At 70.2% G+C, this 23,674-nt stretch carries 30 protein-coding genes and 2 pseudogenes; 21 read left to right on the top strand and 11 right to left on the bottom strand.

All coding sequences use genetic code 11. The annotated features are described in order from the left end of the window. Positions 1 to 51: 51 nt before the first annotated feature. Positions 52 to 339, bottom strand: a complete 288-nt coding sequence (locus tag SLUN_RS21165; protein ID WP_159100297.1) for a hypothetical protein — start codon at positions 337 to 339, stop codon at positions 52 to 54. Between the two features lie 229 nt (positions 340 to 568). Between SLUN_RS21165 and SLUN_RS21160 the strand changes: the two genes are divergently transcribed. From SLUN_RS21160 to SLUN_RS21130, 7 genes are all read left to right on the top strand, one after another. Then, positions 569 to 802: an Lrp/AsnC family transcriptional regulator gene (locus SLUN_RS21160; RefSeq protein WP_108150610.1), complete on the top strand. Its 234-nt coding sequence runs from the start codon at positions 569 to 571 to the stop codon at positions 800 to 802. A gap of 438 nt (positions 803 to 1,240) precedes the next feature. Beyond that, entirely contained in the window at positions 1,241 to 1,582 is a 342-nt protein-coding gene (locus SLUN_RS21155) for an ArsR/SmtB family transcription factor (protein ID WP_108150609.1), read from the top strand. A gap of 68 nt (positions 1,583 to 1,650) precedes the next feature. Further along, positions 1,651 to 3,312: a SulP family inorganic anion transporter gene (locus tag SLUN_RS21150; RefSeq protein ID WP_254710007.1), complete on the top strand. Its 1,662-nt coding sequence runs from the start codon at positions 1,651 to 1,653 to the stop codon at positions 3,310 to 3,312. Beyond that, positions 3,309 to 3,719: a pyridoxamine 5'-phosphate oxidase family protein gene (locus SLUN_RS21145; RefSeq protein ID WP_254708566.1), complete on the top strand. Its 411-nt coding sequence runs from the start codon at positions 3,309 to 3,311 to the stop codon at positions 3,717 to 3,719. Before SLUN_RS21150 ends, SLUN_RS21145 begins: the two co-directional genes overlap by 4 nt. Then, positions 3,719 to 4,144, top strand: coding sequence for an ATP-binding protein (locus SLUN_RS21140; RefSeq protein WP_108150606.1), 426 nt, complete (start codon positions 3,719 to 3,721; stop codon positions 4,142 to 4,144). The genes SLUN_RS21145 and SLUN_RS21140 overlap by 1 nt, the downstream gene beginning before the upstream one ends. Positions 4,145 to 4,160: 16 nt before the next feature. Further along, positions 4,161 to 4,574: an STAS domain-containing protein gene (locus SLUN_RS21135; RefSeq protein ID WP_108150604.1), complete on the top strand. Its 414-nt coding sequence runs from the start codon at positions 4,161 to 4,163 to the stop codon at positions 4,572 to 4,574. 35 nt (positions 4,575 to 4,609) lie between these two features. Then, on the top strand, positions 4,610 to 4,831 hold the full coding sequence (locus tag SLUN_RS21130) for an alkylphosphonate utilization protein (protein ID WP_108150602.1): 222 nt from the start codon (positions 4,610 to 4,612) through the stop codon (positions 4,829 to 4,831). Positions 4,832 to 4,929: 98 nt separating this feature from the next. Here SLUN_RS21130 and SLUN_RS21125 read toward each other — a convergent pair whose 3' ends face one another. After that, entirely contained in the window at positions 4,930 to 5,280 is a 351-nt protein-coding gene (locus tag SLUN_RS21125; protein WP_108150601.1) for a hypothetical protein, read from the bottom strand. 404 nt (positions 5,281 to 5,684) lie between these two features. On the opposite strand from SLUN_RS21125, the gene SLUN_RS21115 reads away from it, so the two are divergent. The 7 genes from SLUN_RS21115 to SLUN_RS21085 all read left to right on the top strand — a co-directional run bounded on the left by SLUN_RS21115 (position 5,685) and on the right by SLUN_RS21085 (position 13,500). Then, the gene (locus SLUN_RS21115; protein WP_108154863.1) at positions 5,685 to 6,035 is read left to right on the top strand and encodes an ArsR/SmtB family transcription factor; all 351 of its coding nucleotides are present in this window, start codon (positions 5,685 to 5,687) and stop codon (positions 6,033 to 6,035) included. Between the two features lie 209 nt (positions 6,036 to 6,244). Continuing rightward, positions 6,245 to 6,727, top strand: coding sequence for an NADH-quinone oxidoreductase subunit B family protein (locus SLUN_RS21110; protein ID WP_108150597.1), 483 nt, complete (start codon positions 6,245 to 6,247; stop codon positions 6,725 to 6,727). Between the two features lie 206 nt (positions 6,728 to 6,933). After that, complete coding sequence (locus SLUN_RS21105; protein WP_257153773.1) at positions 6,934 to 8,760, top strand: proton-conducting transporter transmembrane domain-containing protein; 1,827 nt, start codon at positions 6,934 to 6,936, stop codon at positions 8,758 to 8,760. Continuing rightward, positions 8,757 to 9,710, top strand: a complete 954-nt coding sequence (locus SLUN_RS21100; RefSeq protein WP_108150595.1) for a respiratory chain complex I subunit 1 family protein — start codon at positions 8,757 to 8,759, stop codon at positions 9,708 to 9,710. Before SLUN_RS21105 ends, SLUN_RS21100 begins: the two co-directional genes overlap by 4 nt. A gap of 7 nt (positions 9,711 to 9,717) precedes the next feature. Further along, on the top strand, positions 9,718 to 10,410 hold the full coding sequence (locus SLUN_RS21095) for a hypothetical protein (RefSeq protein ID WP_108150593.1): 693 nt from the start codon (positions 9,718 to 9,720) through the stop codon (positions 10,408 to 10,410). Continuing rightward, positions 10,410 to 12,014: a proton-conducting transporter transmembrane domain-containing protein gene (locus SLUN_RS21090; RefSeq protein ID WP_108150591.1), complete on the top strand. Its 1,605-nt coding sequence runs from the start codon at positions 10,410 to 10,412 to the stop codon at positions 12,012 to 12,014. Before SLUN_RS21095 ends, SLUN_RS21090 begins: the two co-directional genes overlap by 1 nt. Before the next feature lie 4 nt (positions 12,015 to 12,018). Further along, positions 12,019 to 13,500, top strand: a complete 1,482-nt coding sequence (locus tag SLUN_RS21085; RefSeq protein ID WP_108150589.1) for a hydrogenase large subunit — start codon at positions 12,019 to 12,021, stop codon at positions 13,498 to 13,500. Between the two features lie 9 nt (positions 13,501 to 13,509). Here the strand turns inward: SLUN_RS21085 and SLUN_RS40050 are convergent, their stop codons facing one another. Genes SLUN_RS40050 through SLUN_RS21075 form a run of 3 tightly spaced genes read right to left on the bottom strand, consistent with a single transcriptional unit; the run spans position 13,510 to position 14,509 of the window. Then, positions 13,510 to 13,662 carry a DUF6126 family protein gene (locus SLUN_RS40050; RefSeq protein ID WP_170146596.1) on the bottom strand — a complete coding sequence of 51 codons (153 nt, stop codon included), beginning with the start codon at positions 13,660 to 13,662 and terminating at the stop codon, positions 13,510 to 13,512. Positions 13,663 to 13,670: 8 nt separating this feature from the next. Beyond that, the gene (locus tag SLUN_RS21080) at positions 13,671 to 14,168 is read right to left on the bottom strand and encodes an ATP-binding protein (RefSeq protein ID WP_254710283.1); all 498 of its coding nucleotides are present in this window, start codon (positions 14,166 to 14,168) and stop codon (positions 13,671 to 13,673) included. Continuing rightward, on the bottom strand, positions 14,165 to 14,509 hold the full coding sequence (locus SLUN_RS21075) for an ArsR/SmtB family transcription factor (protein ID WP_108150587.1): 345 nt from the start codon (positions 14,507 to 14,509) through the stop codon (positions 14,165 to 14,167). Before SLUN_RS21075 ends, SLUN_RS21080 begins: the two co-directional genes overlap by 4 nt. 34 nt (positions 14,510 to 14,543) lie before the next feature. On the opposite strand from SLUN_RS21075, the gene SLUN_RS42635 reads away from it, so the two are divergent. Both SLUN_RS42635 and SLUN_RS42630 read left to right on the top strand, forming a co-directional pair. Continuing rightward, entirely contained in the window at positions 14,544 to 14,732 is a 189-nt protein-coding gene (locus SLUN_RS42635; RefSeq protein WP_442759040.1) for a hypothetical protein, read from the top strand. Between the two features lie 264 nt (positions 14,733 to 14,996). Beyond that, complete coding sequence (locus SLUN_RS42630; protein WP_442759039.1) at positions 14,997 to 15,344, top strand: zinc finger domain-containing protein; 348 nt, start codon at positions 14,997 to 14,999, stop codon at positions 15,342 to 15,344. A 90-nt stretch (positions 15,345 to 15,434) separates the two neighbouring features. Here SLUN_RS42630 and SLUN_RS21060 read toward each other — a convergent pair. Beyond that, positions 15,435 to 16,018, bottom strand: a pseudogene (locus SLUN_RS21060) (tyrosine-type recombinase/integrase); the annotation flags it as partial. 62 nt (positions 16,019 to 16,080) lie between these two features. Next, complete coding sequence (locus tag SLUN_RS21055) at positions 16,081 to 16,299, bottom strand: excisionase family DNA-binding protein (RefSeq protein ID WP_257153772.1); 219 nt, start codon at positions 16,297 to 16,299, stop codon at positions 16,081 to 16,083. Between the two features lie 24 nt (positions 16,300 to 16,323). Between SLUN_RS21055 and SLUN_RS21050 the strand changes: the two are divergent. After that, positions 16,324 to 16,989 (top strand): annotated as a pseudogene (locus SLUN_RS21050) (ISL3 family transposase); the annotation flags it as partial. A gap of 488 nt (positions 16,990 to 17,477) precedes the next feature. Here the strand turns inward: SLUN_RS21050 and SLUN_RS21040 are convergent. After that, positions 17,478 to 18,452: an aldo/keto reductase gene (locus tag SLUN_RS21040; RefSeq protein WP_108150583.1), complete on the bottom strand. Its 975-nt coding sequence runs from the start codon at positions 18,450 to 18,452 to the stop codon at positions 17,478 to 17,480. Between the two features lie 489 nt (positions 18,453 to 18,941). Here SLUN_RS21040 and SLUN_RS21035 point away from each other — a divergent pair, with 489 nt between their 5' ends. Continuing rightward, complete coding sequence (locus tag SLUN_RS21035) at positions 18,942 to 19,289, top strand: diaminopimelate epimerase (RefSeq protein ID WP_175314198.1); 348 nt, start codon at positions 18,942 to 18,944, stop codon at positions 19,287 to 19,289. A gap of 71 nt (positions 19,290 to 19,360) precedes the next feature. Here the strand turns inward: SLUN_RS21035 and SLUN_RS21030 are convergent, their stop codons facing one another. The 3 genes from SLUN_RS21030 to dhaM form a co-directional block, all read right to left on the bottom strand. Next, entirely contained in the window at positions 19,361 to 19,849 is a 489-nt protein-coding gene (locus SLUN_RS21030; RefSeq protein WP_254708779.1) for an ATP-binding protein, read from the bottom strand. Between the two features lie 76 nt (positions 19,850 to 19,925). Next, the gene (locus SLUN_RS21025; protein ID WP_108150580.1) at positions 19,926 to 20,219 is read right to left on the bottom strand and encodes an HPr family phosphocarrier protein; all 294 of its coding nucleotides are present in this window, start codon (positions 20,217 to 20,219) and stop codon (positions 19,926 to 19,928) included. Beyond that, entirely contained in the window at positions 20,203 to 20,595 is a 393-nt protein-coding gene (gene dhaM / locus SLUN_RS21020; RefSeq protein ID WP_108150578.1) for a dihydroxyacetone kinase phosphoryl donor subunit DhaM, read from the bottom strand. Before dhaM ends, SLUN_RS21025 begins: the two co-directional genes overlap by 17 nt. A gap of 60 nt (positions 20,596 to 20,655) precedes the next feature. On the opposite strand from dhaM, the gene SLUN_RS21015 reads away from it, so the two are divergent. From SLUN_RS21015 to dhaK, 3 genes are all read left to right on the top strand, one after another. Then, on the top strand, positions 20,656 to 21,432 hold the full coding sequence (locus SLUN_RS21015) for an IclR family transcriptional regulator (protein ID WP_108150576.1): 777 nt from the start codon (positions 20,656 to 20,658) through the stop codon (positions 21,430 to 21,432). Between the two features lie 380 nt (positions 21,433 to 21,812). Continuing rightward, positions 21,813 to 22,589, top strand: a complete 777-nt coding sequence (locus SLUN_RS21010; RefSeq protein WP_108150574.1) for an MIP/aquaporin family protein — start codon at positions 21,813 to 21,815, stop codon at positions 22,587 to 22,589. Continuing rightward, entirely contained in the window at positions 22,586 to 23,584 is a 999-nt protein-coding gene (gene dhaK / locus SLUN_RS21005; RefSeq protein WP_108150572.1) for a dihydroxyacetone kinase subunit DhaK, read from the top strand. Before SLUN_RS21010 ends, dhaK begins: the two co-directional genes overlap by 4 nt. Positions 23,585 to 23,674: the final 90 nt, after the last annotated feature.

The raw sequence follows: 23,674 nt of genomic DNA, 5'->3' as shown, positions 1-23,674 counted from the left end.
GGTTCGACCTCCCACTGGAATGGCCGCGGCGGCGGGGCGCCGTCCCGGCCGCTAACCGTCCGCGAGCAGCCCGGCGCAGACGCAGAATTCGCGCAGTTCGGCCCCGCAGGCGCACTGGTGGACAAACGCCGCGACATCGCCCCGGTCCAGGGAGTCCCAGCACAGCTCGTCGGTCAGCGCCATCGCGCGCACCAGTACCGGTCCAAGTGCCGGAGGCGGCGTAGCCTCGGCTTCGTGGCGCAGCCGCGCGGCCTCGCGCAAATGCGTCTGATCGGTGGCTGCACCCTGCAACTGCGCAAGGAGTACCGATGTCTCGCCGATGAGGTACTGCTGCGTCATCGCGACCGCCACCCCGCGAATCACCCTGCGTGCACCGGCTCCGATGCACCTCCGAGGAGCCTTCAGCGTATCGCCGGGGGCACTCCTGGGCCATGACAGCAGAACCCCGCGCGTGCCTGCCCGTGGTCACGCGTCGCACGACGGCGCACACTGGCCCTGACCGCGAGGGCACAGCGGCGCCGCGCCGCCCCGCGGGAGATACCTGCTCCGAGGCGCAGGGAGGTCCGTCATGATCGAGGCCTACATCCTGATCCAGACCCGAGCGGGCACAGCACGTGATGTGGCCGCGGAGGTCTCGGCCGTCCCCGGCGTGCTGCGAGCCAAGGCGGTGGCCGGCCCCTATGACGTGATCGCACAGGCCGAGGGCAAGACCGTGGATGACCTGGGCCGCCTGGTGATCGCACGGATCCAGCAGGTCGAAGGCATCTCCCGCACCCTGACCTGTCCGGTGGTCGAGCTCTAGCCACTTGCCCAGGTCGTCCAGCTGAGAGGGGATGGCGAGGGCGGATTGTGGTCGTGTCCCCCCTGTAGGTGGTGACGCATGTCGTTCATAATCCGGTCCCGCGCACACGGCGGGACCTGACGCCCAGTACGCCTCCTGGACGCCGGCGGCCCGCGAGGCGGGCGGCCGGCCGCGACGGCCAGCGCCCCTTGCCGTACCTCACCGACAGGCCAGTTGGTGCGCAAGGGGCAGTGCCAAGATCGACCCGCCGGCATGGATTTCCCCTCCCTCGCACAATGTCGCAGCCCAGCGGGCGACGCCTTCAGCCTTGAGCAACCCTCCACGAATTGCGAAATTCTGCAATTCAATACATGCTGTGTTGGCTGTGTCCGTAGGTAGCCGCGGGCACAGCGCCAAGCGATACCCCGGTGCCCGGGGTGATGAGGAGAGTCCGAGATCGTGCCGGTTCCGCTGTATCAGGCCAAGGCCGAGTTCTTCCGGATGCTGGGGCACCCGGTGCGCATCCGGGTCCTGGAGCTGCTGCAGGGCGGGCCCATGCCGGTACGCGACCTGCTTACAGCGATCGAGGTGGAGCCGTCGGCGCTGTCCCAGCAGCTGGCGGTTCTGCGCCGCTCAGGGATCGTCACGGCCACCCGGGAGGGCTCGACCGTCGTCTACGAGCTCGCCGGCGGGGACGTCGCGGATCTGATGCGGGCCGCGCGCCGGATCCTCACCGAGATGCTGACCGGGCAGAACGAGCTGCTGGTCGAGCTACGGGAAGCCGAGGTCACCGCGCGGTGAGTACGGTCTTCACCCAGGCCCTGGGCCGGGTGCGTTCTCTGCTGCCTGTCCGCGCCGACTTCGCGCTCATGGCGCGAAACCCGCGCCGCGATCTGCTGGCGGGCCTGACGGTGGCGATCGTGGCGCTGCCGCTCGCTCTCGGCTTCGGGGTGTCCTCCGGGCTCGGCGCGGAGGCGGGGCTTGCCACCGCGGTGGTCGCCGGTGCGCTGGCCGCGCTGTTCGGCGGCTCCAATCTCCAGGTCTCCGGCCCCACCGGAGCCATGACGGTGGTGCTGGTCCCGATCGTCGCCGAGTACGGCCCCGGCGGGGTACTGACCGTCGGACTGCTGGCCGGGCTGATGCTGATCGCACTCGCCCTACTGAGGGCCGGGCGGTACATGCGATACATCCCGGCCCCGGTGGTGGAGGGCTTCACCCTCGGCATCGCCTGCGTGATCGGCCTGCAGCAGATCCCGAACGCGCTCGGCGTGGCCAAGCCGGACGGCGACCGGGTCCTGATGGTGACCTGGCGGGCCGTCGAGGCGTTCGTCCGTGCTCCGAACTGGACCGCCGTCGCTCTCGCGGCCGGTGTGGCCGCGGTGATGCTGGCCGGTGCGCGGTGGCGGCCGACGGTCCCGTTCTCGATCGTCGCGGTGATCGTCGCGACCGTCGTCGCCCAGGTCTTCCACCTGGACGCGGCGGCCCCGATCGGCGATCTGCCGTCCGGGCTGCCCGCCCCCTCCCTGGGTTTCCTCGACGTCAGCGCACTCGGTTCTCTGCTTGCACCTGCGGTCGCGGTGGCCGCGCTCGCGGCGCTGGAGTCGCTGCTGTCCGCGACCGTCGCGGATGGTATGACGGTCGGTCAGAAGCATGATCCGGACAAGGAGTTGTTCGGTCAGGGCGTCGCGAACCTGGCTGCCCCGCTGTTCGGGGGCGTTCCGGCGACGGCGGCTATCGCCCGTACTGCGGTCAACGTCCGCACCGGCGCAGGCTCCCGGCTCGCCGCCCTCACCCACGCCGCCGTCCTGGCCGTCATCGTCTTCGCCGCAGCCCCGCTGGTCTCCAAGATCCCGCTGGCCGCGCTCGCGGGCGTACTGCTCGCGACCGCGATCCGTATGGTCGAGGTCAGCTCACTGCGCGCCATGGCCCGCGCGACCCGCTCCGACGGTCTCGTACTCGTACTGACCGCCGTGGCCACCCTCGCCCTCGACCTCGTCTACGCGGTCATCATCGGCCTCGTCGTGGCCGGGGCACTGGCACTGCGGGCGGTGGCTCAGCAGGCCCGGATGGATCAGGTGGACTTCCGGCCCGACCTGCCCGGTGAGCACAGCGACGAAGAGCATGCGCTGCTGGCCGAGCACATCGTCGCGTACCGCATCGACGGGCCGCTGTTCTTCGCCGGCGCGCACCGCTTCCTGCTGGAGCTGAGTGAGGTCGCCGACGTCCGGGTCGTCATCCTGCGCATGTCGCGCATCACGACCATGGACGCCACCGGCGCGCTCGTCCTCAAGGACGCCGTGGAGAAGCTCAACCGGCGCAGCATAGCCGTCATGACGTCCGGGATACGGCCCGGACAGCGCCAGGTCCTCGATTCGGTCGGGGCGCTGGACCTGCTGCGGCTGGAGGGCCGTGAGTACGCCACCACCCCGGAGGCTATCGCCGGAGCCCGCGAACATCTGCAGGGCGCCGGGGTCCTGCCCGTCGTTCCCGCGCAGTCCCCCGCCCCCGTCACTGAGGAAGCTGCTCGATGACCACCCCCGTCTCCCGTCGCATGGTCGAGGTCTCCGGAACCGAGGCCCTGTGGCTGCTCGAAGGCGCCGCCCAGGGACGGCTGGTGTACATCCAGCGCGAAAGCTCCGTGATCCGTCCGGCCGTGCATCTTCTTCAGTACGGCCGCCTGATCGTCCGCACCCCCGCGCAGGCAACAGCCCTGTCCGACAGGGCCACGCTCACCTACCACGCGGATGAGATCCGCGTGGCCGGCGGCACCGGCTGGACCGTCACCGCCACCGGCCCGGCCGAGGTCATCACCGACGCCGACGAGGCCGCCCACTACCGCCGCACGCTGCCCGGCTGGGTCCACGGCCCGCACGACACCCTCCTACGGATCCGCCCGCAGACCGTGACCGGCTTCCGCCTCGCCCACGAGGAAGCCTGATGAGCGCTCGGCTCGAGACCCTGCCGCACCGGCATGTGCTGACGATGCCCGCCGTGGGGTCCGCCGTCCGGAGTGCGCGTGAGACCACCGAGCAGGTGCTGGTGGAGTGGGGCATCAGCCGGCGGCACCCCACCGTGGACCCCGCGTTGCTGATCCTGGGCGAACTGGTCACCAACAGTGTGCGGCACGCTGCCGTGCTCTCGCCGAATGTGACAGTGATCTATGCGGCAGGCCCGGACACCTTCGCGTTCGCCGTCCACGACCGACACCCCTACCTGCCTTCCCTGTACGCATCGTCCACCGCACAGGGCAGCGGTGGCCTGGCCACGGTGGTCGAACTCACCCTCAGTCTCGGCGGCACCGCGGTGGTTCGCGCGGACGCGGACGGCCGCGGCAAAAGCATCTGGATCACCCTTCCCCTGTGAGAACGAGAGACCAACGATGACCATCGAGTGGCGTTACACCACCCAGCGGGACTTCTGTGTCCTCTCGCTGTCCGGGTTTCTCGGCGCCGACGCGGTGGACCGGTTCGCCGGTGCCGTGGGCTGGGCTCTGGCCCGCGGCACCGGGCCGGTCATCCTCGACCTCACCGAGCTGCGCGGCTGGTCCGCAGGGGGCCAGCTCGCCGTGACTCAGGCAGCCCGCCGACTAGCAGACGAAGGGCGGAGTCTGGAGCTCGCCGCGATCCCCGCGGACGGCTCGCTCGTGCCCGACGGAACGCATCCGCCGATCCCCGTCCACTGCGACCTGGCCGCTGCCCTCGCGGCACACCACGGCGTGAGCGGCCACACGCGTGAATGGCACAGCGACGACTGGCCCGGCGTGCGGACTCCCACGCCCCAGGGCCAGATGTAAGAGAAGAACTGGAACGAAAGCAGGCAAGGAAGACCATGAGCGATGTCGTAGTCAAGGACAGCAACGGAACCCCGCTAGAAGACGGCGACTCCGTGACTCTCATCAAGGACCTGAAGGTGAAGGGCACCTCCGAGACCCTCAAGCGCGGCACCCTGGTGAAGAACATCCGCCTCACCGGCAAGGCCGGCGAGATCGAGTGCAACACCAAGAAGGTCAAGGGCCTGGTCCTGAAGACCGAGTTCCTGAAGAAGGCGTGACCTTCTGACCTGCTGCACAGCGCCCTACCGGTTCTGACCGGTCAGGGCGCTTCGGCTTTCTCGGTCGCATGAGCGGTGGGCGTGGACGGCAGGGGCCATCAGCCGGAGGATGGCGCCTCGGCGCTGAGGGCGGCGTCCAGATCCGCGTAAACGGTCATCGAGTGCACCTGGTCGGTCCAGAGACGGGTTGCCTCAAGATGACCCGGACCGCACACGGCGAGGGAACGCTCCCTTTCCTTGAGAGCGGCGGCTGCCTGAAGGACTGCCGCCTCGCCCTCGGCGCTCCATCCCAGCAGTTCGGACACCTCCAGGAGCACGGTGCCGGTGCTGCGCGCTGCCACCCAGCCGAACCCTTCCGAGAAGCGGTCGACCGCGTTGCTGCCGAGATATCCGGCTACCCGCATGACCGCCACACCGCGCGGTTCTTCGAAACTCCAGCTGATGCTCACGGGCGGCGCCGTTCTCAACGCTTGCCGTCGGACGTCTTCGGGCTGTTGGCCCGAGGGGCGGAATGGCGGATCCAGCCACGGTCGATGTCCATGCTCAGCAGGCGCTGATGCCCGCAGCGGGGGCATGAGCCGTCCTGGGCGACGGCCGCGGGCAGGCACTTGAGACGGCATGCAGGGCACTTGAGCAGAGCGCTGCCGCCACGCAGTCGTGGGATTCTCACCCGAACCTCCCTCTCTCGACCTTCGGAATTGCTAATCTTAGCAATTCCCGAGGTCGTCACATTGGTGTGAGGGCACGAGGATGGCCCCATGGCGAAGAGTTCTGGGTGGATGCGATGCACGGTGCAGGCACGGCCACGATCATCCGGCCGCACGGCGGCATGCACGGGCGCGGGGCAGGTTCGGTGAGCGCGCCGCTGTACCAACTGAAGGCGGAGTTCTTCAAGACGCTGGGGCATCCGGTGCGCATTCGGGTGCTGGAGCTGCTGAGCGAGCGCGAGCACGCGGTCTCCGAAATGCTGCCCGAGGTGGGCGTCGAACCCGCCCACCTCTCACAGCAACTGGCCGTCCTGCGCAGGGCCAATCTGGTCATAACCCGCAGGGAAGGATCCGCCGTCTACTACTCGCTGACCAACCCTCAGGTGGCCGAGCTGCTGCGCGTGGCGCGGTCGATCCTGTCCGGAGTGCTGGCGGGCCAGGCAGAGCTGCTCGCCGACCTGCGGGCGGCGGCTCCGGAGGGCCAACCGCCGACCTAGAACACCCCAGACCGGCGGCCGCCCTTCGGCGCACATGGACAGCGCTCTGCGCGGCGAGGGGCGGCCGCCTTCACCTCATCGGCGAGTACGGCGCCCACAAAGTCTCAACAAAAGAAGCAAAGCCCGAGAAAAGGGTCGTAACTCCGGCTGCGGAGGGGTCCGTTAGCCGCCTGCGGAAGAGTCCTCACCAGCATCAGGGAGGGGCGTTCATGGGCCTGCTGCGCAAGATCCGCGACACCGGGCAGGTGGCCGAAGCGGCTCCGCCGCCGCCGGACGGGGAACCGCTGCCGGCGGTGCACGGGCTGGGCGGGTCGGTGCAGGTTCGCTGTGTGGATGCGGGTTCGTGCAACGGGTGCGAGATCGAGATCGCGGCGGCGTTCGGCCCGGTGTATGACGCGGATCGCTACGGGGCGCGGCTGGTGGCCTCGCCGCGGCATGCGGATGTGGCGCTGGTGACCGGCCCGGTGACGCGGAACATGGCCACCCCGCTGCGGCGCACGGTGGCGGCCATGCCCGAGCCGCGTCTGGTGGTCGCGGTCGGGGACTGTGCGATCAACTGCGGTGAGTTCGCGGGAGGGTACGGGGTCGAGGGCGCGGTCGCCGATGTCGTACCGGTCGATCTTCAGGTGCCGGGGTGTCCGCCGACGCCGGACGACATCGTGGCGGCGCTGCGGCGGGTGACCGGCCGGTGAACCTGGTCTCGGCTGCCCTCGGTGCCGCCGTCGCCGCGGGTGGGGCAGGGGCGGCTGCAGGGGCCGGTCTGCCGGTCCGGTGGCGCATCGTGACAGCCGGAGTGTGCACAGCTGGAGTGGGGGTGGCCGGTGGTGCGGCGGGTGTGGCTCTACTCGGCGGAAGGCGATGGTCGGCCGAACTGCCGGGGCTCTTGCCACTGGCCGGGGTGCGTGTGGAAACGGATGCGCTGTCGGGCCTGTTCATGGCAGTGGCGGGGGCCGTGGTGGCGGCGGTCGCGGTGTACGGCATCGGCTACGCCGCCGGGCACGGCCCGCACGGTCTTGGCTCGCGCACAGCGCAGACGGTGCTGCCGCTGTTCGCCTTGTCGCTGGTGCTGGTGCCTGCGGCGGGATCGGTGTCCACGTTCCTGGTGCTGTGGGAGCTGATGGCGCTCGCGTCGCTGCTGCTGGTCCTGGCCGAGCACCGGGAGCGCCCGGCGGTACGGGTGGCGGGCATCTGGTACGCGGTGATGACGCATCTCGGATTCGTCCTGCTGTTGATCGCCTTCGCCTTGTTCGCGGCTCAGGCCGGCGGTGAGTCCTTCGCGGCACTGAGGGCGGGTGCGAGCGGCATGTCGCCGACCGTGAAGGGCCTGATCTTCGTGCTGACCGCGGCCGCGTTCGGCTCCAAGGCCGGAGCGGTGCCGCTGCACGCCTGGCTGCCGCGCGCCCACCCCGAAGCGCCCAGCCCCGTCTCGGCGTTGATGAGCGCGGCCATGGTCAACCTCGGCATCTACGGCCTCGTGCGCACCGGCTTCGACTTGCTGGGCGGCGGGCCGTCCTGGTGGTGGCTGGGGCTGATCGCGCTGGGCGGACTGTCAGCCGTGTACGGGATCCTGCAGGCCGCGATGGCCTCGGACCTGAAACGCCTGCTGGCGTACTCGACGTCGGAGAACATGGGCCTGGTCCTGATCGGGGCCGGGGCCGCCGGTCTGTTCGCCGCCTCCGGGGATGGTCCGCTGGCTGCGCTCGCGCTGGCTGCCGCCCTGCTGCATGTGGTCAACCATGCCGCTTTCAAGGCCCTGTTGTTCTGCGCGGCCGGCTCCGTCCTGCGCGCCACCGCCGTCCGGGATCTGGACCGGCTCGGCGGTCTGCGGACCCGGATGCCGGTGACGGCCGCCCTGTTCACGCTGGCCGCGCTCGGGGCGGTCGCGCTGCCGCCCGGCAATGGGTTCATCAGCGAGTGGCTGCTGCTGCAGTCACTGATCCACGGCCTTCAGGTGCCGGGCATCTCTGTGGCCGTGATGCTGCCGCTGGCGGTAGCAATGATCGCGCTGTCGGCCGGCATCGCCGCCGCGGTGTTCGTCAAGGCACTCGGCGTCGGCTTCTTCGCCCGGCCACGCGGCCAACAGGCCGCCGACGCACGGGAGTCGCCGCCGCTGATGCTCGCCGGCATGGGGCTGCTCGCGACCGGATGCGCGGGGCTGGCGCTGGTCCCGGGACTTTTGGGCAGCGGACTCGACCGGGCCGTCCTCGCCGCCGGCCTTCCGGGGACGCAGGCCGTGTCGGGCGGCGGCCTGAAGCTCCGCCTGCAGGACGTTTCCGCCTCGCTGTCGCCGCTGTGGGTGGTGGCCGCACTGACCGCGGCGCTCGCTCTCGCCGCCGCACTGCCCGCGCTGTCCACGAAACGCCGACGACGCCGCAAAGACGCCAAGGTGTGGGACTGCGGCGGAGGAGCGCCCACGGCGCGCATGGCCTACACGGCAACCTCGTTCGCCGAACCCCTGCAGCGCGTCTTCGACGACGTCCTCGCCCCCGAGCAGGACGTCAACGTCACGCACACGAGGGAGTCCACGTATCTGGTGGAGCGGGTCCGCTTCCAGCACCGGGTGCCGGACCGGATCGAGCACCGCATGTACGAACCGCTGCTCGCCCTCCTCGCGAGGGTGGGGCAGGCCGCGCGGCGGCTGGCGGGCGGCAGCGTCCATCTCTACCTCGGCTACGGCTTCTTCAGCCTGGTCGCCCTCCTCCTGGTGCTGGCGGTGGGCTGGTGAGCACCGCCGGATACGTGGCGGTGGTGGGCCAGGTCGCCGTGGTCGCCGGGGGCGCGCCGCTGCTCACCGGGCTGATGCGGCAGGTGCGTGCGCGCATGGAGGGGCGGGTAGGGGCCGGGGTGCTCCAGCCGTGGCGGGATACCCGCAAGCTGCTGCGCAAGGAGCCGATCAGCGCGATCGGGACCGGGCCGGCGTTCCGTATCGCTCCCGCGCTGCTGGTGGCCACCACCGTGGTGGTCGCCGCGCTGGTGCCGCTGCTCTCCACGGACACGCCGGTCGCCGGGCGGGCGGATCTGATCCTGGTGGTGGCACTCCTCGCGCTCGGGACGGTCGCGCTGGCGCTGGCCGGTCTGGACACCGGCACCGCGTTCGGCGGCATGGGCGCATCGCGGGAAATGACGATCGCGGCCCTGGTGGAGCCAACGCTGCTGATGGCGGTGTTCGCGCTGTCGATACCGGCAGGGTCTACCAATCTGCCCGCGATCGTCTCCGGCGCCGTCCACGATCCGGCGCGGCTGGCCTCGCCGGCGGGGCTACTGGCCACCGCCGCGCTCGCCGTCGCCGTGCTCGCCGAGACCGGGCGGCTCCCGGTGGACAATCCGTCCACGCATCTGGAACTGACGATGGTGCACGAGGCGATGGTGCTTGAGTACGCCGGGCCCGATCTGGCGCTGGTCGAACTCGGCGCGCAGATGCGGCTCACCGTGCTGCTGGGACTGCTCGCCTCGCTGTTCGCCCCCTGGGGCATCGCCACCACCGCCTCGGCGGCCGGGCTCGCCCTCGCCCTCGTCCTGTTCGTGGTCAAGGTCGCGCTGCTGGGGACCGTCCTGGCCGCCGCCGAGGTGTTCTGGGCCAAACTGCGCCTGTTCCGCGTTCCCGAGCTGCTCGCCGGGTCGTTCCTGCTGGCGCTGCTCGCGGTGACCGCCTCCTACTTCCTGAGCGGAGCGTGAACGCGCGGTGAGCGAGAGTCTGTATACGCAGCTGCTGGACCTGGCCTGCGGAGCGTTCCTGCTGGCGGCAGTGGTAATCCTGTGGCGGCGTGAACTCGCCGCGATCGTACGGATCTTCGCCCTCCAGGGCATTGCCCTGGCCGCCGTCGCCGCCCTGCTGGGGGTGCACGAGGAACGCTGGGACCTGGTCGTGGTGGCGGTCGGAATCGGCGTCATGCGGGCCGGCGTGCTTCCGTATCTGATGCACCGGGCACTAGCCGCCCAGGAGGCCGGCCGCGACCCCTACGAGACGGGCAGCGCCGAGACCCGGGAAACCCAGCCCCTGGTGAACGTGGCGGCGTCCCTGCTCACCGCGGCGGCACTGACCCTGCTCGCCTATGCCGTCGCCCAGCCTCTGACCGAGCTCGACCCCACGCCCGCGACACAGGCCCTGCCGGTGGGCCTGGCCGTCGTCCTGATCGGCTTCTTCGTCCTGGTCACCCGGCGCCGCGCGCTCGCCCAGGTAGTGGGCTTCCTCCTGCTGGACAACGGCATCACCGCCACCGCCTTCCTCGCCACCACAGGAGTACCACTGATCGTCGAACTCGGCGTCTCCTTCGACGTCCTGCTCGCCGTGCTGGTACTGCAACTCCTCACCACCCGCATGCGAGCCGCGTTCGGCACCACCGACATCGACGACCTGCGGGAGCTGCACGACTGATGACCTCCCTCACCACCGTCGTGCTGCTGACCACGCCCGTCGCCGTACCCCTCGCCGCCGCCGGCGGCTATATGCTCACCAGCCTGAGCCAGGCTGCCGCGGACGTACGAGAGCCGGCCAGATCTCCTGTCCGTCAGCCGGCTCTGGTCGGCGCCGCCGGCGGCCGGGTGGACAGGGCCGCGGCTGCTCCCCCACCGGGGGGCGACGGGACTCGCCGGGCCGACTGGTTCGGGCTGGTCTCGCCGTTGGCGGTCATCGCGTGCGGCGCGGTACTGGCCGCCACGCGCGGTGACGACGAAGCCGTGACCGCCTGCGGCGGACTGCTGCGCGCTGATGCCCTGACGGTGTGGATGCTGCTGGTCGTCGGTGCCGTCGCGCTGATCGCGTGCGCCACCGCTCCCTCCTACTTGGCGGGCGAGCGCGCCGCCGCACGGGCGGATGCCCGGAGCACCGCGCTCTTCCATGCCCTGGTGCAGGCGTTCCTTGCCGCCATGTGCCTGGCCGTGCTCACCGCGAATCTCGGGGTGCTGTGGGTGGCCATCGAGGCCACCACCATCGTGACCGCGTTCCTCGTCGGCCACCGCCGCACCCGTACGTCCGTCGAGGCCGCGTGGAAGTACGTGGTGATCTGCTCGGCCGGGATCGCCCTGGCCTTCCTGGGCACGGTCCTCATCTACTACGCCGCCCGGCAGGCGGGCATCAGTGAGGCGTCCGCCCTGAACTGGCCGACCCTCGTGGACCGGGCCGGCCAACTCGACCCGGATGTCACCCGGCTCGGCATGACGCTCGTGATCCTCGGCTTCGGCGCCAAGGCCGGTCTCGTGCCCCTGCACGCCTGGCTGCCCGACGCCCACAGCCAGGCCCCCGCCCCCGTCTCTGCCCTGATGTCCGGGGTCCTGCTGTCCGTCGCGTTCACTGCGATCCTGCGCTACCAGGTCATCGCCGACGCGGCCCTCGGGACCGGCTACACCCGCACCCTGCTGACCGGCATCGCCCTGCTCACCCTCGCCCTCGCCGCGGCCCTGCTGCTGGCGCAGCGGGACTACAAGCGGATGCTCGCCTATTCGAGCATGGAGCACATGAGCCTGATCGCCCTCGGCGCCGCGATCGGCAGCCCGCTCGCCCGCACGGCCCTGCTCCTGCACATCGCCGGACACGGCCTGGCCAAAGCAGTAGCCTTCTGCGCCTCCGGACACATCCTCCACCTCACCCGGACCACCCGCATCGGGCGGGTACGCGGCCTGCTCGCACGAGCACCCGGGGTCGGTGGGGTCTTCGGACTCGCGGTCGTCGCGCTGCTCGCCTTCCCGCCGTTCAGCCTGTTCGCGTCCGAACTGGGCATCGTTCGCGCCGGATTCGCCGCCCGCATGGGCTGGGCCGCAGCGGTCGCCCTGGTGCTGGTGCTGATCGCTTTCGCCGCGCTCGCCGCCCGCACCGCCCGGATGCTGCTCGGCCCCGGACCTGCAGCCTGTACGGACGAATCGCCTGCAACGAGCCTGTGGCCGCTCGCCCTGGGACTGGTGGCCTGCGCGGCCCTGGGCATCGCGACCGGACCACTCACCGACCTGCTGCAAGACGCCGCCCAGGCGATCGGAGCCCGCTGAAACCATGCGCACCGTGCACGAGATCAGTACGTCCGAACTCCCGCACCGGGCTGCCGAGCTGCTTCGCGACGGTCACCGCCTCGCCCTGGTCGCCGCACACCACGACGAGGACCGGATCCGCGTCGTGTATCTCTTCGTCGCCGGACCGCCCGATGTCCGTACCGAACTGCACGTACACCTGGATGCCGGCCAGCCCGAGGTGCCGACACTGGCCCATCTCTCCTTCCCCGCAGGCCGCTTCGAACGCGAAATGCGGGACCTCTTCGGCATCGTCCCCCTCGATCACCCCATGCCGCGCCGCCTGGTGCGCCACTTCCACTGGCCCCGCGGCTGGTACCCCATGCTCCCCGACGCCGGGCCCCCGCCCCCCTTCGCCGAACAGGAAGGCCCCTACCCCTTCCTGGAAGTCGAAGGCGACGGCGTCTACGAAATCCCCGTCGGGCCGGTGCACGCCGGACTCATCGAACCCGGCCACTTCCGCTTCTCCGTCGTCGGCGAGACCATCCTCAAACTCAAGGCCCGCCTCTGGTTCGTCCACAAAGGCATCGAAAAACTCTTCCAGGGCCGCTCGATCGCCGCCGGCCTGCCGCTCGCCGAACGCATCAGCGGCGACACCGCCGTCGGCCACGCCCTCGCCTACTGCCTCGCCGTCGAAGAAGCCACCGGCATGCAGGTGCCAGCCGCCGCCCAGCGCGCCCGCGCCATGCTCCTGGAGCTGGAACGCCTGCACAACCACGTCGCCGACCTGGGCATGCTCTGCAACGACGTCGGCCACTCCATCCTCAATGCCCACGCCCAACGCGTACGGGAACAACTCCTTCGCCTCAACGCCGAGATCACCGGTCACCGCCTGCTGCGCGGCGGCGTCGTACCCGGCGGCGCAGCCCTGCACGCCCTGCCCGACCCCGGGCGCCTTCACGCGATCGGGGCGGACATCCGCGAGATCGCCCACCTCGCGCTCGACCAGTCAACCGTCCGCGACCGCTTCACCGGCACCGCCGTCCTCACCGCCGACGCCGCCCGCGACATCGGCTGCCTCGGCTACGTGGCCCGCGCCAGCGGCCTGCCCGGCACCGACGCCCGCATCAGCCACCCCTTCACCATGTACGACACGGAGATCGCTGTTCCCGTCCGCGACACCGGCGACGTGCTGGCCCGCTTCCTCGTCCGCGCCGAGGAAATCGACATCTCCCTCGCCCTGATCGAGCACCTCACCGATGGCCTCGCCCCAGGTGCCGTCCTCGCGCCCACGCCCCCGCCCGGAGCGGGCCCCGGCACCGGCGTCGGCATCGCCGAGGGCTGGCGCGGCACCATCACCACCCGCATCGAACTCGGCCCCGACCGCAAGCTGTCCCGCGCCAAACCCGTCGACCCGTCCTTCTTCAACTGGCCCGCCCTGCCCGTCGCCCTCACCGACACGATCGTCCCGGACTTCCCCCTGACGAATAAGAGCTTCAACCTCTCCTACGCCGGCAACGACCTATGACGCCGCCCGCTACTTCTGCGCGTGCTCGCCCACGTAGAAGAGCAGCCAGACGAAGCCGGCGAACAGATGGGTCGCGAAGACGTACACGAAGACGCGCAGCATCACGCCGCGCTCCTTCCACCTCTCTTCGTCCCGCTCTTCGCGCGCCGTCTTCCCACTCATGTCATCAGTCACAGCCTCGAAACTCCACTGGGCCTCTCCGCTGGAATGCGGAACCGGACGAACACGACCTTGCCTTCGTGGTCAACGGCCGGCTCCGCACTGACCTCGCCGTCGTACTCGGCTGCCAGCTCGGCCACCGTGCGCAGCCCCTCGCCCATGGCGTCCCGCGTCAGGCCGGGAAGGCGCGGGTCGCAGTCGGCGACCGCAATGACCAGTTGTCCGCCACCCACCGTTATCCCGACATCCGCCACGGGAGTGTGCACGGCGTGCCGGATCACGTTGGCGACCAGTTCGCTGGCGACGAGCAGCACAGCTCCGGCGAATGCGGAGTTCGGGGCGATGCCGACCTTCGGCAGGTGCTCGGCCACTGCCTGCCGCGCTTCCCGCACCGCCTCCGGCGCCACCTCGACGGACACGAGATGCCGCTGGACCGGTGGCAGCGTGTGCTCGACTGCCGCAGCGGGCAAGTGCTTGCGCCACGGCCTGAACCTATCCATGCCCATCATGGAGCCGCTTCCTTCTCCGCCTCGCGCAACTCGGCCAGCAACTCCTGCTGCCCGGTCAGCAGGACAGCCAGAATGCGCCGCGCAGCAGCGAGCAACTCCGCCACGTCCCCGCCCGCGAGCTCGTACACCACCGTCGAGCTCTCCCGGGTCGCGGTCACGATCCCGGAGCGGCGCAGCACCGCCAGCTGCTGCGACAAGTTGGAGGGCTCGATCTCGATCGCCGCGAGAAGATCCCGGACCGGCATCGGGCCGTCCTGCAGCAGCTCCAGCACCCGTATCCGCACCGGATGCCCCAGCATCCGGAAGAACTCCGCCTTCGCCTCATACAGCGGAACCGGCACCTCGCTCACCCTCCTCCGCCCTCACGTCGATCCCGTGGTCGCTCGCGAGCCGAAGGGCATCGTCCAGCTCTTCCTGCGCTACCGCCACGCCGTAGGCGTCCTCCGCCTCCAACGCGGCCTGCACAGCAGCCCGCGCATCCCGGACGCGCTCGAGCACCGCCTCGACGAACCCGCCCACGACCACCCTTCCCACCTCAGCACCCTTGCCCGACTCGGCAACTAGCAAATTGAAGAACTCTTCAATTCTACGCCTGAGTGGCGCCAGCACTTCACTCCTGGCGGGCGGCGCCCACGGTGACAGAGGCGAAGCGATCCTTCGGCTCCAACAGCAGATCCGCCTCGCATCAGCAAAGCGGCCGACAGGGGGCACTCTCCACCCAGCCGCCTGCTGCGCATCCTCCACATCGAGACCCTCAACTTCGCCACGACGTACCCGGACGCGACCCTTGCCGACTTTGAACAGCACCTGCGCGAACGAGTGGACGGCATGGAAGAGGAGATAGAGGAAGGAGAACGAGCCGCCCAGGTGGCTGTCACGACCAGGCCCCTGTCCGGCCCACTCGCCGACTCCGAACGGCAAGAAGCTTTCCGTGAAACCCAGGCATCCCAGCCGTACGACAACGGGCAGCGAGAGGCGTGGTGGAAGCAGCGGACGGCCGTACTCGACGAGATCAAGGCCCAGGGCATCAAGGAAGCCCTGGACTGGGACTGCCGGGACTGCGGCGCTGACGTCGGCCAGCCCTGCCACACTGCGGGCGGGCGGAGACGGGATCCTCACTTCCTCAGAGCCACCGACGCTGAACTGCCATACCACCGCGCGTACGGGCTGGGATAGAAACACCTACGAAGTGCCGCCTTCCCTACGCCGCGGCAGCGTGGAGGAGGCGACGGAAGGGGCCGGGACGCTGGCCCCAGCCCCCTTCCATCAGCCTTCTCGGGCCAGCCTCTGCCGAGTGACCGCCGCCTTCTGGCGTGCGGCGCGCACGGTGACGTCGAGGCCCTCGGCAACCTCCTTCTGACGTTCGTCATCGGAGTGCTGGTAGATCAGCGCCGCCTTCTCCGAGGACTGACCGGCGCGGACCATCATGTCCTTGAGCGTGGCTCCGGACCGCGTGGACAGGGTGTGTCCGGTGTGACGCAGGTCGTAGAAGCGGAAATCGTCTGGCAGGCCGACCTTCGCGCGGGCCCGGCGGAACCTGCGCCCAAAGGTGGGCCGCCGGAACGGTGCCCCTTCTCACCAACGAACAGCAGACCGTCGGGGCCCTTCTCGGCGAACCAGTCGAGGTGCCGCTTCACCTCCATGCAGAGGAACGCGGGCAGGTGGACGGTGCGCTCCCCGGCGGCCGACTTCGTGTCGCCCTCGACCCGGCGGCCGGTGGTCAACTCGGGTGCGGCGTTTGCGACCTTGACCGCGAGCGGTTCGAGAGTGAAGCCCGGGCGGCGAAGGGCGAACGTCTCCGTGGCCTTCCGGCGACTGCCGTCCAGTGCCCAGTAGCGCGCCTGCCACCGGCCCGAGGGCAGCTGGCGCACGGTGCCGAACTCGCGCCGCCGCTGCGGCTTACGCCCCGCCATCAGGCCGTCTTCCCGTAGAGAGCGGCCAGCGCCTCCTGGGCGGTCGGGACCGTCCGCTCCTCGACGTAGGCAGCCACGGCGCTCTCGGGGATGCGGACGGGCTTGCCGAGCTTCACATACCGGATGCGGCGTTCGGCGATGAGGCGCCGGACGAAGCGCACGCCGGTGCCGAGGCGTTCAGCTCGTCCGGGTCTGTCCAGTGAACGGCCCTGTCTCACATTCGGTGGTGACGGAGGGTTGTGATGGGTCGTTGGCATGGCGTGCGTGATGTCAACGAGCTTGTAGATGTGGTGTTTTCGGGTCTGTCGCCGCTGGCCATCGAGGATGTGACCGACGAGGCCGAGCGGATTCTGGTGCGGGCACGGACGCCGGAGGAACCGGTGCCGTGTCCGGGTTGCGGGGCGCCGTCCGATCGTGTGCACGGCTTTCACCTGCGGACGGTGGCCGACGTGCCGGTGGACGGGCGGCGGGTGGTGGTCCGTGTGCGGGTGCGGCGCCTGGTGTGTCCCACGCGCGGCTGCCGTCACACCTTCCGCGAGCAGGTGCCCGGTGTGCTGGAGCGATACCAGCGACGCACAGCCCGTCTGACCAGGCAAGTCAAGGCCGTGGTCAAAGAGTTAGCGGGCCGGGCGGGGGCACGTTTGCTGGCGCTACTCGCGGTGGGCTTGTCGCGTCACACTGCCCTGCGCGCCCTGATGCGCATCCCGTTGACCGCCGGGCGGGTTCCCCGCGTGATCGGCGTCGACGATTTCGCTCTGCGCCGGCGGCATTGCTACGCCACCGTGGTGATCGACGCCGAGACCCATAGGCGGATCGACGTACTGCCCGACCGCACGGCCGACACCCTCGAATCGTGGCTGCGCGCCCATCCGGGCGTCGAGATCGTGTCTGGCACCCTCGCCCGCGCAGCTCCTCCACCACGGCATCGAACACAGCGTGGTTGAAGCTCCCCGGCCTCGGGTGTGCGAGGTACACCCCTATACGCATTTGGTCGTCCCCCAGTTGTCACGAGCCGTCGTCTGCCACCGATCCGTATGGGCTGTGCATCCGCTCCGCCACACAGCTGATCGTCATTATCGGTGAACCACTGTTGACGGGAGCCGCTTTCGCGATCACGGCGGAACCAGAGGCCGTCTCGCAGCCGACCCACCACGGTCCGAACCGCGGCCGGGATGGCGGCATGAGCGAGAGCTTGGGGAGCTGTTCTGGCGGGGGTAGTCGGCGGTTTTGGGTCTCAGCGGCAGCGTGGCTGCCACCTCGGGCACGTGCTGCTGACAACGATCCATCCGGCGATCGGGCCGACCCGCGCGGACTTCGACGCCCTGACTGGGCTGCCGACAGCCGGCAGGGTCCGAGCGCCGCCCGGACCTCCCGCGGGCCGCAGCGGGTGTGGCGCTCAGGTCCAGGGGAGTGCGGCTCGCTCACGCCAGTAGTCGGACGGTTTCTCCGCCATGTCGGCGAGGCGGCCCAGTTGTTCGTCATCGAGGTCGACGACCGCCGCGTGCAGGTTCGAGGACAGGTGCACGGCCGTCGCGGCGCCCGAGAGGACCATCGATACCCAGGGTTTGCGCAGGACCATGGCCAGCGCGACCGCGTCACAGCCCAGGCCGGTCTGTTCGGCGATATCCCGGAGCGCGGCCGGGGCGTGCGGCGCGGCAAGGCGTCCGTTGGCCATGGCCTCCTTGACGATGACGCAGACGCCCGAGTCGTGGGCCTCGGCGAGCGCGGGCCCGGCCGAGGTCTCGAGCACGTTGTAGGTGCTCTGCACCGTACGGAACAGCGGCTTGTCGTCGACCGTGACGGCGAGGGCCGCCCGGATCGTCTCCGCCTGGGAGGGGCCGCTGGTGGTGAAGCCCACGCTCACTCCGCTCTCGGTGGCGAACTCGGCAAGTCTGGTGTGGAGTTCCTTGTCGGAGAGGGCAAGGCTGTCGGGCGTGACGGAGTGGATCTGGTACAGGTCGAGCCGGTCCTCCAGTAGCGCGGCCGTCTCGGCGCGCTGCTCCTCGAAGGTGCTGACGCTGTGGTCCTTGACCTCGTGGACGTCGGCGTCGGTGCGCCAGTCCGCCGTGTACCGGTATCCCCACTTGCTGCCGACGACCAGGTCGTCGATGTCGGGTCGCCGGGCCAGCCAATCGGCGAGGAACTCTTCGGAGCGGCCGTAGGAGCGGGCCACGTCCACGTAGCGGACGCCCTGGGCATAGGCGGCGTCCAGCAGTTCGTGCGTCCGTCGGCGCAGGGCCTCGACACTGCGCTCGGCCGGCAGATCGGCGTCCCTCCCGAGGTTGATGTACCCGGGGCGGCCTACAGCCGCAAGGCCGAGGCCGATGTGGGCGGTGGGGGTCGTCGCGGCTGCTAGGCGGGCGAAGGGCATCGCTCACTCCCGGGCTTCTGGGTGCTCGTCGGCTGTGGGTGGGCGGTCTGGGGGTTGAGGTCAGGGGTTGAGTGTCTCGGCTCCTGAGTTGTCGGGGTACCGGGGGGAACCGGTTCAACCACCGTACTCGCGCGCTTCACCGGTATCGCTCCATGCTGGGCGGCACAGCTCGGCTGCCACCTCCTCGGTGTACAGGCGGCGGCCGGCCAGGCCCTGGCGAAAGACCCGGTGTCGGTGACCAGCAGTCTGCCGAAGGTGTCCCGGCCCCGCTCGGCGGCGGTGCGGAGGAGCTCGTCCAGCAGCTCCGCGGCGGTGGTGAGACCGGCGCGGCGCAGCGGTGCGGCGCCCAGGGTGCCTTCGGCGCCCGCCAGCCCCAGGGCGCGACGGCCCGCGGCGCGGAGGCCTGCCCGTGCGGCGCGTCAGGACGTGCAGGGGTACCGAGCACGTCGTGGCGGTCGTCGAGGACGTCGACAGCATCGACGCCGAAGTATGCGTCGCCTGGCCCGCCACGACCCCGATCTCGCGCCGCTCGGGACGAACGTCAACTTCGTCCGGCTCGTCGGCGTACAGGAACTGGAAATCCGCACCTACGAACGCGGCGTAGAAGCAGAAACGCTGTCCTGCCGCAGTGAATCCGTCGCCGCCGTGGTGATCGCGACCATGCGCGGTCTCGTCGCCGACAAGCAGGTCATCGTCCATAACCTGTCCGGGACGCACCTCATCGTGCGCCCGCACGCGGAACGCCGAGGCAAAGCCTTCTGGGTGTCGGCACTCACGACGACGCATCCGAGGCTGCCCGCAAGGAAGTTGAGGCGGCCCTGGAAAAGCGGCGGCTGACCAGTCGTCCACGAGCCCGGCGCCGCAAGACAGCATGAGGTCCGGCCGTTCCTGTCCGCGCCGGGAGGTCCTCAAGGGCTTGCAGCCGCAGCACATCCGGTGTGGCCGGACGCCACGTGGAGGTCCGCCCATCGGGTGACTCTGTGGAGGTGATGGGATACGCCGTGCCGCACGGAGAGGGCGGCGATGATGCCGGTCCCGCGGCCGTGTTCCTCATATTCCGCAGAGTGCGGGCTGTCGGGTGATGGGCGCGGCCGGGGCAGGGGCCCAGCGTCTGTGACCTCGATGCGGAGGCCGCGACGGCCGCCGACCACGAGCATCGACAGCCGCAGCACTGCTGGGGGCAGTGCGTGGGCGATCGCGTTGGTGATCAGTTCGGAGATCACCAGGAGGGCGTCGTCGGCTGTCTCCGTGGGCAGGGCCCAGTAGGCCAGGACTGTGCGTGCGCGGCGGCGCACGGCGGAGACGCTCTCAGGGATGTGCGGCAGCGGGCAGATGTGCTCGGTCCGCGCGGGCAGGTCCACGTCGATGTCGGACGTGGGCATGGCCGGGGTGGTCATCCTCGGCCACCTCCACTCGTCTGGGATCCTCATGGCGGAATCGGCGGCTCGTTCGGTGCGGTGGCTGGGCGCCGGGTTATTCGGCGGTGGCGAGGATGTCGGTCAGTGCCGTGACGGCCTGTTCTGCGTCGGGGCCTTCGGCGCGGACGGTCACGGTGCTGCCGGCGGTGGCGCCCAGCGCCATCACGGCGAGGACGCCAGTCGGGTTGACGGTCCGGCCACTGTGCTCCAGCTGTATGGCACTGGTGAATCCGGCTGCGGCGCGGGCGAGTTGGCCTGCTGGGCGGGCGTGCAGGTTGGCGGGTAGGACAACGGCGATTTCGTGACTCGCCGTGGTCGTGGTGGTGGTGGTCTCAGAGCTTGAGGACATTGCGGGCCTCCTTGGCGGCGGTGACGACGGTCTGCAGGTCAGCGCCGGATGCGGCGGTGACGACGGCTGCGACGGCTCCTTCGACGAAGGGCGCGTCGACGATCGTGACGTCGGTGCGGGGATGGTCTTCCATGACGGTGCGGGCGGTCAGGACGGAGCTGCCGAGGTCGGGAAGGACGACGACGCCGGCCCCGCGGTCGGCTTGCTGGATGGCGGCGAGGACGAGGTCGTAGCTGGTGCCGATCCGGCCGTCGTCGGTTCCTCCGGCGGTGGCGAGGGGGACTGTGTCGGAGCCGATCTGCTCTACCAGCAGGCGAAGGCCCGCGGCGAGCTCGGCGCTGTGGGACACGAGTACGATGCCGACAGGGTTGTTCATGAACAACCACGCTATATCCCAGAACGCTGTTCATCAATACTGAACGAGGAGAATTCTTCGATGGTGCAAGCGGTGCATCGGGCGGTGCAGATCTTGCGGGAGCTCGCATCCACTGGGCCCCGACTGGGTGTGACCGAGCTGGCCGACCGCTTGGGCGTGGCCAAACCCACCGTCCATGCGCTGCTGCGAACGCTGGAGCGCGAGGGGTTGGTGGTGCAGGACCGTGACAGCTCCAAGTACCAGCTCGGCCCGCACCTGGTGCAGCTGGGCAACGCCTACTTGGACACCCAGGAGCTCCGGACCCGCTCGCTGACCTGGGCGGACCAGCTCGCCACCCGGGCGAACGAGGCGGTGTGGGTGGCCGTGCTCACCGGCGACCACGTCCTGGTGGTGCACCACGCCTTCCGGCCGGAGGGTGCCGTGCAGATCCTCGAGGTGGGCGCCAGCATCCCGTGGAGCACCTGCGCCCTGGGCAAAGCCATCGTGGCCTTCGCCCCGACCTCCGAGCGGGAGCGGCTGCTCGCGGGCGACCCGGCAGTGCTCACCGGCGCCAGCATCACCGACCCGGAGGAGCTCGCCGGCCAGCTGAAGGAGATCCCCAGGACGGGGTACGCGATCGAGGACCAGGAGTCCGCCATCGGTGACGCGGGTATCGCGTCGCCCGTCTTCGACCGCTCCGGCGAGGTGGTGGGCGCCATCGGCATTGTCGGCCCCGTCGAGCGGCTGCTGGCCGAATCGGCACGTCAGGAGCTCGCGGTCGCGGTCCGGGAGACCGCCCGCAACCTCTCCCGCGATCTGGGTGCTCCTCGGGGGACCGCCCGCATGCCCGGCCCCTGACCCGCCCGCCCCGCAATCCCCAGCCTCGCGGGCACCTGACCTGCACACTCCGCATCCACCTGCAGCTCGGCGGCGGCGCCTCCGACCCCGCCACCTGCCGCTCTGCCCAGGCCCCTCGGCGCATCGCCGTGGGGCCTTCTCCGTGTCCGCGGTGCCCGATAAGTCGCCGAACCTCTTGACAGGCGTGAAACGCGGGCTTAACTTCCGGAACAACGTTCATCCATAGTGAACGACTTCCCGGATTCCATTGGTTATCCGGTTCCCCTGAGCCGGCCGCCAGGTGCCCGACCCCTGACCACCTGGCGGCCACCTCCCTTCATAGCCCGCTCCACGCGGAGGAGGTGAGACGCCCAAGCTGCCGCTCGGCACTGGGCGCCATCATGGAAGAAAACACCTACCCACAGAAGCTTCTCGCCGAGATGCTGGGCACCGCGGTGCTTGTGTTCATCGGTGTCGGTTCGGTCCCCGCCACGCTCATCGTCGGCGGCGACGCCCCCTTCACCATGGCGCAGCTGGGAATGATCTCGCTGGCCTTCGCCACCGCCGTCATCGCCATGGTCTACGCGATCGGCCATATCTCCGGCTGCCAGATCAACCCGGCCATCACCCTGGCGCTCGCCGCCACCAAGAAGATGCCCTGGCGGGATGTCCCCGGCTACATCGCGGCCCAGGTGGCCGGGGCGGTGCTGGGCGCGCTTGCGATCGTCGGAGTGCTGGGGAAGAAGGCGGTCGACGTCGGCCTCGGTATCGCCGCCTACGGCACCGGTGTCGGCGCCGGCCAGGCCTTCTTTGCCGAAGCCATCGGCACGTTCATCCTCGCGTTCATCGTCTTCGGGGCCATCGACCGGCGCGCGGCCGGCGGCTTCGCGGGCCTGGCCATCGGCCTCGGCGTGTTCGCGATCATCATTCCTGTGGCCCCCGCTACCGCGGCGTCCATCAACCCGGCCAGGACGCTCGGCCCGATGATCACCGGCGAGCTCTTCAACGGCACGGTCCACTGGGACCAGTTGCCCGTCTACCTGGCCGCCGAGGTGATCGGCGCCATCGCCGCCGGCGTCCTCTACACCGCTCTCAACGCCCACCGCAAGGCAGCCGCCGCAACCGCAGCCGAGAACCGGGCCGCCCAGCCCGCCTCTGCCGAAGGAGCCCTGTCATGAAGAAGCTCATCAACGCCCCCGAGGCGGTGCTGGACGAGGCCCTGGCCGGCATCGCCGCCGCCCACCCCGAACTGAAAGTCGACGCGGAGAACAAGGTGATCGCCCGCGCGGACGGCACCAGGACGGGCAAGGTGGCCCTGATCTCAGGCGGTGGTTCCGGGCACGAGCCCCTGCACGGCGGCTTCGTGGGACTGGGCATGCTGGACGCGGCCTGTCCCGGGGAGGTTTTCACCTCGCCCGTACCCGGCCAGATGCTGTCCGCCGCGCAGGCCGTCAACGGCGGCGCGGGCGTGCTGTTCATCGTGAAGAACTACACCGGCGACGTCCTCAACTTCCAGATGGCCGCCGAACTGGCCGCCGAGGAGGGCATCACGGTGGAGACCGTCCTGGTCGACGACGACGTCGCCGTCCAGGACTCCACCTGGACCGCCGGGCGCCGGGGCACCGGAGCCACCGTCTTCGTCGAGAAGATCGCCGGCGCTCTCGCCGAGAAGGGCGCCGACCTCGCCGGGGTGGCGGAGATGGGCAAGCGGGTCAACGCCGCATCCCGGTCTTTCGCTGTGGCGCTGACCAGCTGTACCACCCCCGCCTCCGGCAAGCCCGGCTTCGACCTGCCCGAGGACGAAATGGAAGTCGGCGTCGGCATCCACGGCGAACCCGGACGCGCCAGGGAAAAGCTCCGGCCGGCCAAGGAGATCGTGGCCACTGCCCTGGACGCGATCCTGGCCGACCAGCCGCTGGCCGCCGGGGACGAGACCATCGTCTTGGTCAACGGCCTGGGCGGCACACCCCTTATCGAGTTGTACGTGGTCTTCAACGAGGTCGCGGCCGCCCTGGCGGACAAGGGCATCGTCATCGCCCGCAACCTCGTCGGCAACTATGTGACCAGCCTGGACATGGCCGGTGTTTCCATCACCGTGTGCAAGGCCGACGCCGACATGCTGTCCCTGTGGGACGCACCCGTGAACACCCCAGCCCTGCGCTGGGGCGCCTGAACCGAGCCGGGGGCGGGGCCGCGCGATACGCGAGGGCCGGGCGGGAGCCTTCCCGCGCCATCTCGCCCGGACCGCACCCCCGCATCCGCC

Origin of the sequence: Streptomyces lunaelactis (genome assembly GCF_003054555.1) — a bacterium.
GTDB lineage: Bacteria > Actinomycetota > Actinomycetes > Streptomycetales > Streptomycetaceae > Streptomyces > Streptomyces lunaelactis.
The sequence above is the reverse complement of the archived record's forward strand: the minus strand, read 5'-3'. Positions and strand labels throughout refer to the sequence as shown.